Consider the following 12,511-nt stretch of genomic DNA (forward strand, 5'->3'; position numbering starts at 1 on the left):
CTCACGGGCGGACCCAGCCTTCGCGGTACGCGCTCCAGTCGTCCTCCGTGGCGGCGAAGTCGACGTACAGGGCGACGCCGAAGCGGAGGCGGTCCGCGTCCGTGCGGGACAGGCCGAGGCGGACGCCTCGGACGGCGGCGGGGACGGTCTCGGCGTGCGCCCAGTGGCCGAAGCGGTTCTCGTGGAAGAAGGGCAGGCCCATCAGCAGGTCGGTGGTGGGCGGGGTGACCTCCAGGGCGAGCGAGGTCTGCTGGGCGACATAGCCGCCGTACAGGCTCGGCAGCGGCTGCATGGTGTCGTACGACATGACGGCGATCTGGTCGACGCGGCGGGCGACCTCGCCGAAGAAGTCCTGCGACCACCACTTGGGGTGGTTGGTGAGCGTGCCCCAGACGGAGTGGAAGGCCGGGAGCGGGTCGATCTGGTGTGCGGCGACGGACAGGGGGACCTGGTGCGCGCGGGTGACCGCGCGCAGGGCGTCGAGCAGGCCCAGGTAGTGGCGGTCGCCGGAGTGCAGCGGCTCCAGGTCGAAGTGGGCGCCGTCGAAGCCGGCGTCCAGGATCCGGCGGGTGGAGTCGACCACGGCGGCCCTTGTCTCCGCCCGCTCCAGCCGCAGCCCGTCGGGGCTCTCGGTGGCCAGCTTGTCGCCCAGCCATGCCTGCACACGGACACCCGGCAGCGCCCGGTGCACGGCGCCGATCAGCCAGGGGGCGTTGCGGTAGGCCGAGGACGGCAGGGTGCCGTCGTGTTCGAGCGGGCCGGCGTGCACATACAGGTCGCGGATGCCGGTCCCGCGCAGCCGCTCGGCGAGCGCCGCCACATCGGCGTCCTTCTTGCGCCCGTCCACCCAGGCGTGCCCCAGCCAGATCGCGTCCTGCCCCCTGGTGTACGCCCCGTCGGACGGGTCCCCCATGTAGTTCACCCGCAGGGCCGTCTCGGCGGCGAGCAGGGGAACGAGCAGGGCGAGCACCAGGGCGAGGGCGCCGCGGCGGAGCCGACGCAGACGGCGGCGGGCGGGGGTCTCGGCCTTCTTGCCGGTTCGCGGTTGCGGCTCGGTGCCGGCCTGCGGTTGCGGCTCGGTGCCGCTCTGCGGCTGCGGCTCGGTGCCGCTCTGCCGCTGCGGCTCGATGCCGGCTCGCGGTTGCGGCTGGGTTCCGGTCTCCTTCTCCGTGTCCGGCTCCGCAGTCGGTCCTCCGCCGGTGGCGTGTTCCATGCCCTTGTCCCCTCCCGCGTCGAGCTGTCTCGGCCGCCCCACCGGTGACGCACCCCCGCTCGCGCGCCTGTACGGGCGGTCATACGCTCCCAAATGTGACGTCACCCCAGCTCCGCGCGGCACCGCCCCGGCGCGCGACCGCGCGTCGGTCCGGGCGGGTGGCGCGCGCCGTGCTGGGCGGCACGGCGGGAGCCGTGTGGCTGGTGCTTCCGGTGATGACGATCAACGGCGGCGGCGCGGTTGCGCTCCCCCGGGCCGGCCCGGTGGCCGCCGCCCCCGCACCGCGACAGGACGAGTCGTCGACCTCCGACCTCGTCCTGCCGCTCGTCGCCGTGGGCACGGCCGTCGTGCTCGCCGGGTACGGGTACGTACGGCGCACCCGGCGGGCCAGGACCCGTACGACGCCCGGCGGTGGTTCGGGCGGCGGACCGGCCCCGCCACCCGGCCCGTCGCCGGCCGCCGCGCTGGAGGAGCGGGCCCGTGACGCGCTCGTCCTGGCCGACGACTGCGTGCTCACCTGCCGTGAGGAACTCGGCTTCGCCGAGGACCGTTTCGGCGCGGCGGCCGTCGCCCCCTTCGCCCGGGCCGTGCGGGCCGCCGAGACGGAACTGTCGGCAGCCTTCGGGATGCGCCGGCGCTACGACCACGGTCTCCCGGAGGACGCCGCGGGCCGGCGGCAGGCGCTGGCCGGCATGATCGGGCGCTGCGAGGAGGCGGGCCGGCTGCTGGACGCGGCGGCCGACGGCTTCGACGCGTTGCGCGGTCTTCGGCGGGGTGCAGGTGAGGCGCTGGAGGTCGCCGAGACACGGTTCCGGGAGCTGACCGCGCGCACGGGGGCGGCCGGGCCGGTGCTCACCGCGCTCGGCGAGCGGTACGGGTCGGAGGCCGTCACGTCCGTCACGGGGTACGTCGAACAGGCCAAGGACCGGCTGGTGTTCGCCACGTCCCGGCTCAACCAGGCGCGGCAGACGGCGGACTTGGGCTCCCCCGCCGACGCCGTACCGCATCTGCGGGCTGCCGAGGGGGCCGTCGCCCAGGCCGGGGTGCTCGTGGGTGCCGTCGAGCGGCTCGCCACGGAACTGTCGTCCGCCGCCCGCCTCGTACCGGCGGCGCTGACCGGCGCGGAGGCCCACCTCGCCCGGATCCGGCCGGGCACCGAGACCGCCGCCGCCCGGCTGCACGGAGGGCCGGGCCGCACGGCGGTGACGGCGCGGGGGCCGGGCGGCTCGTCCGGGGGACCCGTGCCCGGCGGCCCGCCCGGCACCGCGCCGGACTCGGGCGCCGCCGGGGGCCCGGCCTCCTCTGAGCGAGCCCGTGCCGAAGCGCCTGCCGCCTCCGGCAGGGCTCCGGCCGTCGTGCCGGGGGACGCCGGCGGGACGGGTGCGGGTGCGGGTGCGCCGCAGGCGGCTGAGGTGGTTCCCGTCGATGTCCCCGTCGGGGAGTTGCGGGCGCGGCTCGGGCATGCCGACCGGGTGCTGGCCGGTGTGCGGGAGGAACTGGTCGGTGGGCCCTACGATCCGCTGGACGCCCTGCGGCGGATCGTACGGGCGGTCGCGCCGGTGCCGGGGGACGGCGGGCGGGCCGGGGTGCTCTCGGCCGCCGCGGAGCTCGTCGCACGCAGCGCAACCGCGGGCGCGGCGGACTTCGTCACCACGCACCGGGCCGCCGTGGGCGTCGCGGCCCGCACCCACCTGGCGGAGGCGCGGCGCCTCGTCGACTCCGATCCCGAGGCCGCCGACAGCCTGGCCCGGCAGGCCCGTCACCTCGCCGAGCAGGACGTACGCGTCCACGGCAACCCGTACGCCGGGGACACCGAGCCCGCCGCCGGAATCGCGGGCGCCGTGCTCGGCGGCGTCCTGCTCGGCGAGAAGCCGGACGGCGGACCGCCGACGGGCTTCGGCGGGCCGCGCACCCGGGACCGGTGGCGCACGTCGGTGTAGGTCTTGCGTGGCTGCCGGTGTTCGTGGGAGCGGCTCAGAACAGGCTCAGCAGCGCCTCCGCCGGGTCGGTGAGGGTGTTCTCGCCGTCCGGGAGCGGGAGTTCGAACCAGACCGTCTTGCCGCGCGGGGTCCGCCGGGAACCCCAGGCGGCGCTGAGCAGGCCGACGAGTTGCAGGCCCCGGCCGCCCTCGTCGGTGTCGCGGGCGCGGCGGCGGCGCGGCTGGACGAGCCCGGAGTCCCACACCTCGCACACCAGCGTGCGGTCCAGCAGCAGCCGGAGTCTGATCTCGCCCTCGCCGTAGCGCAGGGCGTTGGTGACCAGTTCGCTGACGAGGAGTTCGGTGGTGTCGACCAGCGGTTCCAGGTCCCAGGCGAGCAGTTGGGCGCGGGCGTACTCGCGGGCGCGGCCGACGCTGCGGGGCTCGCGGGGCAGGGTCCAGTCGCCGACGGACTCGGCGGGCAGGCCCTGGACGCGGGCCATCAGCAGCGCGATGTCGTCCTCGCCGTGGTGGCTGCCGAGCGTGTTGAGGACGTGGTCGCAGACGTCCTCCAGGGGCCGGCCCGGGTCCGTGAGCGCCCCCACGAAGGCCTGGAGGCCCTCGTCGAGCGGGTGGTCGCGGGACTCGACCAGGCCGTCGGTGTAGAGGGCCAGCAGGGCGCCCTCGGGGAGTTCGACCTCGACCTCCTCGAAGGGTTCGCCGCCGACGCCGAGCGGCATGCCGGGCGGGACGTCCAGCATCAGCGCGGGCTCGCCGGGTTCCACCAGGACCGGCGGGAGGTGGCCGGCGTTGGCGAAGGTGCACCGCCGGGTGACCGAGTCGTAGACGGCGTAGACGCACGTGGCGAGGTAGACCTCGGAGAGGTCGGCCTCGCGGGGGCGACGGGCGGCACGAGTGGCCTGCTGGACGCCTCCGGGCGCGCCCAGGCCGCGGGCGATCTCGTCCAACTGGGAGAGCACCTCGGCCGGTTCGAGGTCGAGCAGGGCCAGGGTGCGGACGGCCGTGCGGAGTTCACCCATGGCGACGGCGGCGCGCAGGCCGCGGCCCATGACGTCGCCGACGACCAGCGCGGTGCGGTGGCCGGGGAGTTCGATGACGTCGAACCAGTCGCCGCCGACCTCGCTGGGCCGGCCGGTGGCCGCGTTGCCGGGCAGGTAGCGGCAGGCGATGTCCAGTCCGGAGGCCTCCGGGTCGCCGGGCGGGAGCAGGGAGCGCTGCAGTATCAGCGCGCGCTCGTGTTCTCGCCGGTAGAGGCGGGCGTTGTCGATGCAGACCGCGGCGCGTGCGGCGAGTTCGACGGCGAGGGCGCGGTCGCGGTCGCCGAACGGCTCGCTGCCCTTGGTCCGGGCGAACTGCGCGAGTCCTACGACGGTGTCGTGGGCGACCATCGGGACGGCCAGCGTGGAGTGCACCAGGCCGCCCTCCTCGCCGGGCACGATCTGCGGGCGGGCGGTGCGCAGGGCGTCGGCGCACCGGGAGTTGAAGGCGAAGTGGTGCACGGCGCCGACCTCGACGGGCTCGCCGGTGCCGGTCAAAGGTGCCCCGGAGACGGCGCTGGCGAAGGCGACGCGGCGCAGTTCGGCGCTGCCGTCGGCGAGGCCGGACGGGGTCTCGTCGCCGGCCAGCAGGCCCTGGTAGAGGTCGACGGTGGCGAGGTCGCAGAAGCCGGGGACGACGACGTCGAGGAGTTCTCGGGCGGTGGTCTCCAGGTCCAGGGAGTTGCCGATGCGGGCGCCCGCCTCGTTGAGCAGGGCGAGATTGCGCCGTGCGGCGGCTGCCTCGCGGGCGGCGGCGCGGCGGGCGGTGATGTCGGTTCCGAGCCAGGCGATGCCGATGGGGCGGCCGCTGCCGCTGTGCACGCGGTAGAGGTTGATGGACCAGTGGCGGCGTTCGTCGGAGCCGGGGACGAATCCGGTGACGTGCATGTCCGTGATGGACTCGCCGTTCTCCAGCACCCGGCGCAGGGTCGCCGAGACCCGGTCGGCCTCGGCCCGGGGCAGGTAGTCGTGGACGCCCTTGCCGCGGTGGTCGTCGGGCCTGCCGCCGAAGATGGAGGCGAAGCGCTCGTTGGCGCGGCGGACCCGCAGGTCGGTGTCGATGAGCAGGAAACCGAACGGGGATTGGCCGAAAATCGCCTGGGATGCGGCGAGGTCGGTCTCCATCCTCCGCAGGATGCGGACGTCGACGACGATGCAGACGGCGGCCTTGTCGCCCTCGGCGGTGCGCGTCGGCATGACGTACACCTCGGCGAGCCCGCTCGGGCCGCGTCCGGTGCGTACGGCGGTCCCGTCGTCGGCCTGGGCCGGCAGCCGGAAGGGGACGACGCCGGTCCACTCGCGCCCGTCGAGGATCTCGGCCATCTTGCGCTGGCCCTGTTCCCGCTGTTCGGGGTCGATGAACGCCTCGATGGGGTCCATGCCGACGGCCTGCTCGGCGGGGATGCCGAACAACTGCTCGGCGCGCAGGCTCCACTGGTCGACGTGACCGTCGGGGCCGATGGAGAAGGACGCGACCTTGATGTAGTCGTAGATGGAGCCGGGCGGACTGCTCTGCCACATCGCGTCCGCGGGTGGCGCCATCTCGTCGGTGGCGCCGCCGCCCGCGGCCCCCGTCCTCGCGCCGTCCGACGGGTCCTCGGACTCCGTGGCCTTCGCTGGTATCTCGCTCACGCGAACCGTCCCCTCCAGCTCACCGCGTCCGGCACCGGTCACCGGGGGCGGCTGCCCGCAGTATCCAGCACTACGGCGCCGCGCAACACGGTGTTCACGATCACAGGACCATCCCGATGCTTTTCGGTCCGGCCTGTGACAACACAATGAGTCTTCTAACCAGGCGACACCCCGTCGAATCCCGTTCCGGCGAGCGTCCACGCCGGGCGGGCGAACACCCGCCACGAACACCGCCGCGGACGGCCGTCAGGAACAGCCACCACGAGCACCCTCCGCGGACGGCCGTCACGCACGCCCGTCAACGGCTTGTGCGGGCACCGCCAGTTCGAACCACACCGTCTTTCCGGTGTCGTCCGGCCGGGTTCCCCAGCGGCGGGAGGCGGACGCGACCAGTTGCAGACCGCGCCCGCTCTCGTCCTCGGGGCGGACCGGACGTTCGCGGGGCGGGTCGGGCAGCGGGTCGGAGACCTCGACCAGCAGCAGGTGGGGCAGGCCCGGCGGGCGCACCAGTCTCACGCCGATGGGGCCGCTGGCGTGCCGCAGCGAGTTGGTGACCAGCTCGCTCACCAGCAGGGCCGCGGTGTCCTGGACGCTGTCCAGCTCCCAGGTGCGCAACTGTCCCCGGACGGCGGCACGAGCCGCGCGCACCACACCGGGTTCCGCGGGAAACGTCCACTCGGCGCGGTCGCCTTCGGTGTCGATCACACCGATCACTTCCCAGGCCAGCGAGCCCTCATGTCCTGTTTCATGGGGTTAATGGGCACATACCCGATATCCAGTGCCCAGTACCGCCCGCGGCAGCCTGTTCGACGGTTCACGCATCCGGTGAGGCGGCGCCCAGACGCGGGAGGGCGGCCCGTACGGCGGGGACGTCCTGGTCCAGCCAGGGCACGGTCCAGATGTCGGACGGCGTGAGCCAGCGGAGTTCGTCGTGATCCTCGAGGGGGGCCGGGGCGGCGGAGCCCGGGCGCAGATGTGCGGTCCACACGTGGAGTTCGTAGGGCGGTCTCAGCGGCCAGCTGCCCGGAATCCGCTCGACGGCCTCGGCCTCGACGCCCAGTTCTTCGCGCAGTTCGCGCACGAGAGCGGCCTCGGGCCGCTCACCGGGCTCGACCTTGCCGCCGGGCAGTTCCCAGCGGCCGGCCAGCTCCGGGGGTGCGCTGCGGCGGGCCGCGAGCAAGCGTCCGCCGTCGAGCAGGGCGGCACCCACCACCACGATCCGTTCGGTCATGCGCCGGAGCCTACGGGAGCCGGCCGGGGCCGGCGTGGGCCGGCGGGTGTGCCGGTGGTGGGGTCAATTGTCGGTGGTGGTGTCCGTGGGGTTGGAGCTGTCCCCCACGCGTTCGACCCAGTAGAGCTGGCGGTGGCCACGGCTGTCGAGGCTGTCGGCGATCTTCTGCGCCTCGGCGCGGGTGGCGTACCTGCCGACGCGGTAGCGATTGCCGTTGTCGTCCTGGCGGACGACGAGCCAGGGAAGAGTGATCGTGCCGTCGTTCATTCCCGCCCCACTGCTCCTTCCCGCCCCTACGGGCCCGCGCCCGCATCCGGCTCACGACCCCCACCGCGCCCCGCCGCCGGGGAAACCGCAATACGCATATGCCCGAGCCTACGCCCTACCTTCACGCAGCGAACACGCCTTTTCACAAAGAGGTAGGCAACCGGCCAGTACGCAGGGGGCGCACGATGCCGAACACGCCGCCCGCGGACCTGGCCACCCACGGTCAACGACGGGCCACGGGCCCTTCGGGCGGCACTGACGACCTGCGAGAACGGCCGGAATCCAGCGCCCGCCGGACGTGGCGCCGGGCGGCATGTGGGCGCAGGTGCCTGCGAGACACCCACCGAGGAGCGCACGACCGCGCGGACCCGCTCCCCACAGGGACCGACTCCCCGCCGCAGACGCCCCCTCACACAGACTCCCCGGCACGGGCCGCCTGGCCCGGCGCGGGAACGCTCGCATGGCGCGGGACGGCTCGCATGGCGCGGGCCGCCTCGCCCAGCGCGGACCGGCTTCCATGACGCGGCCCGGCATCCCCGTCGCGGGCCCACCTCCCGCGCACGGGCCGACTCCCCACGCGGAGCCGTTCCCTGCCGCGGACGGGCTCTGCACGCGAACCACCTTCCCGACACGGGCCGCCTCGCCGGGCGCGGGCCGCCTCGCACGGCACGGGCCGGCCTCCCCGGCAGGACCGGCTCCCCCATCACGGCCCGGCCCCCCACCGGCCGGTTTTCCGCATGTGCGGGAGTGGCGTGTGGCCGGCTGGTGGGTTACTTCACCGGGAGGTGGTAGGCGACCCGGTAGCGGTCGGCGGGGATCACCACGTCTGCTGTCTCGACGGCGCGGCCGGACGCGTAGAAGGTGCGTTGGATCACCATCACGACGTGGCCGGGGACGCCGCCCAGGGTGAGCAGTTCCTCGGCGAGGCCGGGGCGGGCGCCGACCTCCTCGGTGACGTTGTCGACGATGACGTCGATGGCGCGCAGGCGCTCGACGACACCCATGCCGCCGAGCGGTCCTTCCTCGGGGAGCATCACGGGCGTGCGGCCGGTGAGGGCAAGCGGCTCCCAGGAGGTGGAGAGCATCATCGCCTCGCCCGCGTCCCGGAAGACGTACTTGGTGCACATCACGCGGTCACCGGGCTTGATGCCGAGCCGTTCGGCGATCGCGCCGCTCGCCTCGGTCTGCGCGCTGTGCGACTCCCAGGTGCCACGCGCCTCCGCGGCCGCCTGCTCCTGCCGGAACGGGGTGGCCCCGGCGGCCGGCCGGAATCCGGAGCGGGCCACCCGGCGCGGCACGGGCCGCTCGCGCACATAGGTCCCCGAACCCGAGCGGCCCTCGACCAGCCCCTCGGCCATCAGCACCTTGCGGGCCTCCAGCGCGACCGTGTCCGAGACGCCGTACTCCTCGCGGATCCGCGCCTGCGAGGGCAGCCGGGTGTGCGGTGGCAGCTGACCGTCGACGATCTTCTTGCGGAGGTCACCCGCGACACGCAGATACGCCGGCTGCTCACCGAAAGTCACTGGCCACTCCCATCAGGTTGTACAGACAGCAACAGCGTGGCAACCGTGGGTTGTAACGTGCAAGCCAAGGCCAGAGAATCACTCGATGTGATGACTTATGAGGCCGCGAGGCATCGTCCAGGCACTTCCTCCCCGCTCCGGACGTTGTCACACCTGCCCGGCCATGCCGTCTGCCGCGCCCGGCCCACGGCCACCGTCACGGAAACTCCGAGCGATGGCACAGACCCCGCCCATAGCCTTGCGCACAGTGACGGGTGAGGGATCACAGATCATCGGGGAAGCGGGGGGGACTGCATGCAGGTGTCAGAGGCGACCGTCCGGGCGGTCAACGGGCTGACGGCCCGCTGGGCGGACAGCGCGGGCGACAGCGACCGCGGCACGGTGTTCTCCGCCGCCGGGGTGTGGCCGCCGCTGGCGTTCCTGGCCGACGGCGCCGGGGGCCCGGCGCGCACGGAGCTCGCCGATGCCGTGGGCCTGCCGGCCGATCAGGCGGCCGCCCACGCACGGGAGTTGCTGGGCGCGCTCGACGGCCTGCGCGGAGCGGGGTCGGCCCTCGGGCTGTGGACGAAGCGCACCCTGGAGCTGCGGGAGCAGTGGGCGGCCGGGCTGCCGGCCGGGACGCACGGCGTGCTCACCGGAGACCCGGCGGCCGACAAGGAAGCCCTGGACACATGGGCGCACAAGCGGACCGGCGGCCTGATCGACGCCATGCCGGTCCCGGTGACGAAGGAGACCGAGCTGCTCCTGGCCGGCGCGCTGACCGTGCGCACGGAGTGGCTGAGCCGCTTCCACGAGGGAGTGCTGGAGCCCGAGGCCGGACCGTGGCGGGGCCGGTCGCTGCTCAGTCTGTTCCGGTCCAGCACGCTGCTGGACCGGGTCGGGGTGGCGGACACCCCGGAGGGTCACGTCACCGGGCTGAGGGTGCTCGGGAACACCGCCGTCGACGTCCATCTCCTGCTGGGCGAGGAACACATGACGCCGGGCCAGGTGCTGCGCGCGGGCATCGGCGTCCTCGAGCGCAGGCACTCGGTCGTGCCCGGGCCGCGGCTCCCGTTCGGTGACGCGGGACCCGGGCTGCGGGTTCGGAGGGTGCGCCGCACCCGGCCGGCGCCGCCCACCCTCCACGTGAGGACCGTGGCGTACGACCTGTCCGCGCACCACGACCTGCTGGCCCTGCACCGGCTGTTCGGGCTGACCACGGCCCGGGACGACTCGGTCGGGCACTTCCCCGGCATCAGCGACTTCCCGCTGGCCATCGGGGCGGCCGCGCAGACGGCGGTGGCGACGTTCGGGCCGCTGGGGTTCCGCGCGGGTGCGGTGTCCGCGTTCGGCATGGCCGGCGCCGGCATGCCCCAACTCCGCTACCTGACCACCTCCGTCGACGCCGGCTTCGACCGCCCCTTCGGCTTCCTCGCCCTGCACCGCCACACCCGCCTGGTGCTCGCCGCGGGCTGGGTCACCGACCCGGAGCCTTACCCCGAGGAGCCGTGGGAGGACTGAGTGCACGACGGGTGACGGCCGGGGAGCCGGGCGTGCGGCGTGGCCGTCCTGCCAGGACGTCGGCGGACCCGCACCTTTAACCTGCGCATATGACACCTCTGCCGGACCGATACTGCCCCACCGACGGCAACCGCGTCCCCGGTGACTCGCTCGCCTGGTGCTGCCCGTCCTGCCGCGGCCCCCTGGACCTCGACTTCGCCCCCACGCCCGCGCCCCTGAAGTCCCTCACCGGACGCGTGAACTCGCTGTGGCGGTATGCCGAGACGCTGCCGCTGTCGTCGCCCAGCGTGTCCCTGGGCGAGGGCCGCACCCCGCTCGTGGAGCTGACGGACAGGGTGTCGGCGAAGCTCGACTACATGATGCCGACGCTGTCGTTCAAGGACCGGGGCGCGGTGATGCTGGCCGAGCTGGCGTTTCGGGCCGGGCCGCGCCGGGTGGTCGCGGACAGCAGCGGCAACGCGGGCACGGCGATCGCCGCGTACTGCGCCCGCGGACGGCTGCCGTGCACGGTGTACGTCCCGCTGGGCACGTCAGCGAAGAAGCTGGAGCAGATCGAGGCGCACGGCGCCCGGGTGGAGGTCGTCGACGGCGACCGGGAGGCGGCGGGCGCTGTGGCACGGCGCGCGGCGGACGAGCCGGACACCTTCTACGCCTCGCACGTCTACAACCCCTACTTCCTGCACGGCACCAAGACGTATGTGCACGAGCTGTGGGAGGACCTCGGCGGGCGGCTGCCGGACGTCCTGGTCCTGCCGGTGGGCAACGGCACGCTGCTGCTCGGGGCGGCGCTGGCGGTCGCCGAGCTGTACGGCGCCGGTCTGCTGGACCGGCGTCCGGCGCTGTGGGCGGTGCAGGCGGCGGCGGTGGCTCCGCTGGCCCGCGCCTGGGAGGAGGGCGCGGAGGAGCTGACCGGGACGACCCCCGTGGCCCCGACGCACGCGGAGGGCATCGCCATCGCCCGGCCGCCCCGGGCCCGTCAGATCCTGCGCGCGGTACGGGACTCGGGCGGCACGTTCCTGACCGTCACCGAGGACCAGATCCGCCACGCCCAGCTGGATCTGGCCTCGCGCGGCCTGTACGTCGAGTCGACGGGCGTGGCCTGCTGGGCGGCCGTACGGGAGGGCGCGCTCGGCAACAGGTCGGCGGTGGTGCCGTTGTGCGGGGCGGGGCTGAAGTCGGGGCTCGCCCGGGCGTGACCGCACACCGGCGCGGGGTTCCCGCACGGGCGTGACCGCGCTCCAGGGATGCGGAGGCGATCCCGGGCTCACTCGTCGAAGGCGGTGGCGCGGGCACGCTTCTCCCAGGCGGCGATGTCGCCGCGCACCTGGTCGAGGTGGTCGAGGACGGCGGTGACCCCGTCGTCGCCCAGGGGCAGCCGCAGCGGGGTGTCGTCCGACTCCAGGGCGGCGAGGACGAGCTCCGCCGCCTTCGCGGGGTCGCCGGGCTGGGTGCCGTCGCCGCCGGAGACGGCAGCTCGGGTCTGGCCCACCTTGGCGTAGACCCCGCTGTCCGCGCTCACCCCGGCCCGGCCGGTACCGAACAGGGAGGTGCGGAAGGCTCCCGGCTCGACGATCAGCACCTTGACGCCGTACTCGGCCACCTCGTCCGCCAGCGCCTCCGACATGCCCTCCAGAGCGAACTTCGTCCCGCTGTACGCCCCGAAGCCCGCGAAGGACATCTGCCCGCCCATGCTGCTCATCTGCACGATCGCGCCCGAGCGCCGCTCGCGCATGTGCGGCAGCACCGCGCGCGTCAGCGCGGCCGGACCGAAGACGTGCACGTCGAACAGGTCGCGCAGTTCCTGGTCGGTGGTCTCCTCCAAGGCGCCGACGTGGGTGCGGCCGGCGTTGTTCACCAGCACGTCGATCCGGCCGTGCCGGGCCACCACGTCCCGTACCGCGGCCTCGTCGGCCGCCGTGTCGGTGACGTCCAGCGCCAGCGCCTCCATCTGGTCGGGCCGCGCGGCCACCAGGTCGGCCAGCGTCTCCGGCCGCCTGACCGCGCCCACCACCACGTCACCGGCGGCGAGGGCGGCCTCGGCGATCGCCCGCCCGAAACCGCTGCCCGCGCCGGTGATCAGCCACACCTTGTTCATGACCCCTCCTGGGTTCGTCTCCCGGATTCTCCGGGTCTCCCCGGGTTCCCCCGGGTTCTTCGTCTGGGCACCAG

At 74.3% G+C, this 12,511-nt stretch carries 10 protein-coding genes; 3 read left to right on the forward strand and 7 right to left on the reverse strand.

Features of this window, described 5'->3' with window-relative positions:
- Position 1 precedes the first annotated feature (1 nt).
- Positions 2-1,213 carry a glycoside hydrolase family 18 protein gene (locus IE318_RS00220; RefSeq protein WP_229903260.1) on the reverse strand — a complete coding sequence of 404 codons (1,212 nt, stop codon included), beginning with the start codon at positions 1,211-1,213 and terminating at the stop codon, positions 2-4.
- 215 nt (positions 1,214-1,428) lie between these two features.
- On the opposite strand from IE318_RS00220, the gene IE318_RS00225 reads away from it, so the two are divergent.
- Positions 1,429-3,153 carry a hypothetical protein gene (locus tag IE318_RS00225; RefSeq protein WP_229903289.1) on the forward strand — a complete coding sequence of 575 codons (1,725 nt, stop codon included), beginning with the start codon at positions 1,429-1,431 and terminating at the stop codon, positions 3,151-3,153.
- Positions 3,154-3,187: 34 nt separating this feature from the next.
- On the opposite strand, the gene IE318_RS00230 is transcribed toward IE318_RS00225, so the two are convergent.
- From IE318_RS00230 to IE318_RS00250, 5 genes are all read right to left on the reverse strand, one after another.
- Complete coding sequence (locus tag IE318_RS00230) at positions 3,188-5,821, reverse strand: SpoIIE family protein phosphatase (RefSeq protein WP_030176386.1); 2,634 nt, start codon at positions 5,819-5,821, stop codon at positions 3,188-3,190.
- Between the two features lie 285 nt (positions 5,822-6,106).
- A complete protein-coding gene (locus IE318_RS00235; RefSeq protein ID WP_189895481.1) occupies positions 6,107-6,535 on the reverse strand; it encodes an ATP-binding protein in 429 nt (142 codons plus the stop codon).
- A 100-nt stretch (positions 6,536-6,635) separates the two neighbouring features.
- Positions 6,636-7,052 (reverse strand): (deoxy)nucleoside triphosphate pyrophosphohydrolase, encoded by a 417-nt coding sequence (locus tag IE318_RS00240; protein ID WP_189895482.1) that lies wholly within the window; start codon positions 7,050-7,052, stop codon positions 6,636-6,638.
- Between the two features lie 63 nt (positions 7,053-7,115).
- The gene (locus tag IE318_RS00245; RefSeq protein WP_030176394.1) at positions 7,116-7,319 is read right to left on the reverse strand and encodes an SPOR domain-containing protein; all 204 of its coding nucleotides are present in this window, start codon (positions 7,317-7,319) and stop codon (positions 7,116-7,118) included.
- Positions 7,320-8,089: 770 nt separating this feature from the next.
- On the reverse strand, positions 8,090-8,842 hold the full coding sequence (locus tag IE318_RS00250; RefSeq protein ID WP_189895483.1) for a GntR family transcriptional regulator: 753 nt from the start codon (positions 8,840-8,842) through the stop codon (positions 8,090-8,092).
- A gap of 294 nt (positions 8,843-9,136) precedes the next feature.
- On the opposite strand from IE318_RS00250, the gene IE318_RS00255 reads away from it, so the two are divergent.
- Together IE318_RS00255 and IE318_RS00260 are read left to right on the forward strand one after the other, a co-directional pair.
- Positions 9,137-10,342 carry a serpin family protein gene (locus tag IE318_RS00255; protein ID WP_189895484.1) on the forward strand — a complete coding sequence of 402 codons (1,206 nt, stop codon included), beginning with the start codon at positions 9,137-9,139 and terminating at the stop codon, positions 10,340-10,342.
- Between the two features lie 89 nt (positions 10,343-10,431).
- Entirely contained in the window at positions 10,432-11,538 is a 1,107-nt protein-coding gene (locus IE318_RS00260) for a pyridoxal-phosphate dependent enzyme (RefSeq protein ID WP_189895485.1), read from the forward strand.
- 68 nt (positions 11,539-11,606) lie between these two features.
- Here the strand turns inward: IE318_RS00260 and IE318_RS00265 are convergent, their stop codons facing one another.
- Positions 11,607-12,437 (reverse strand): oxidoreductase, encoded by an 831-nt coding sequence (locus IE318_RS00265; protein WP_189895486.1) that lies wholly within the window; start codon positions 12,435-12,437, stop codon positions 11,607-11,609.
- Between the last annotated feature and the right edge of the window lie 74 nt (positions 12,438-12,511).

Origin of the sequence: Streptomyces spiralis (genome assembly GCF_014654675.1) — a bacterium.
Classification (GTDB): domain Bacteria; phylum Actinomycetota; class Actinomycetes; order Streptomycetales; family Streptomycetaceae; genus Streptomyces; species Streptomyces spiralis.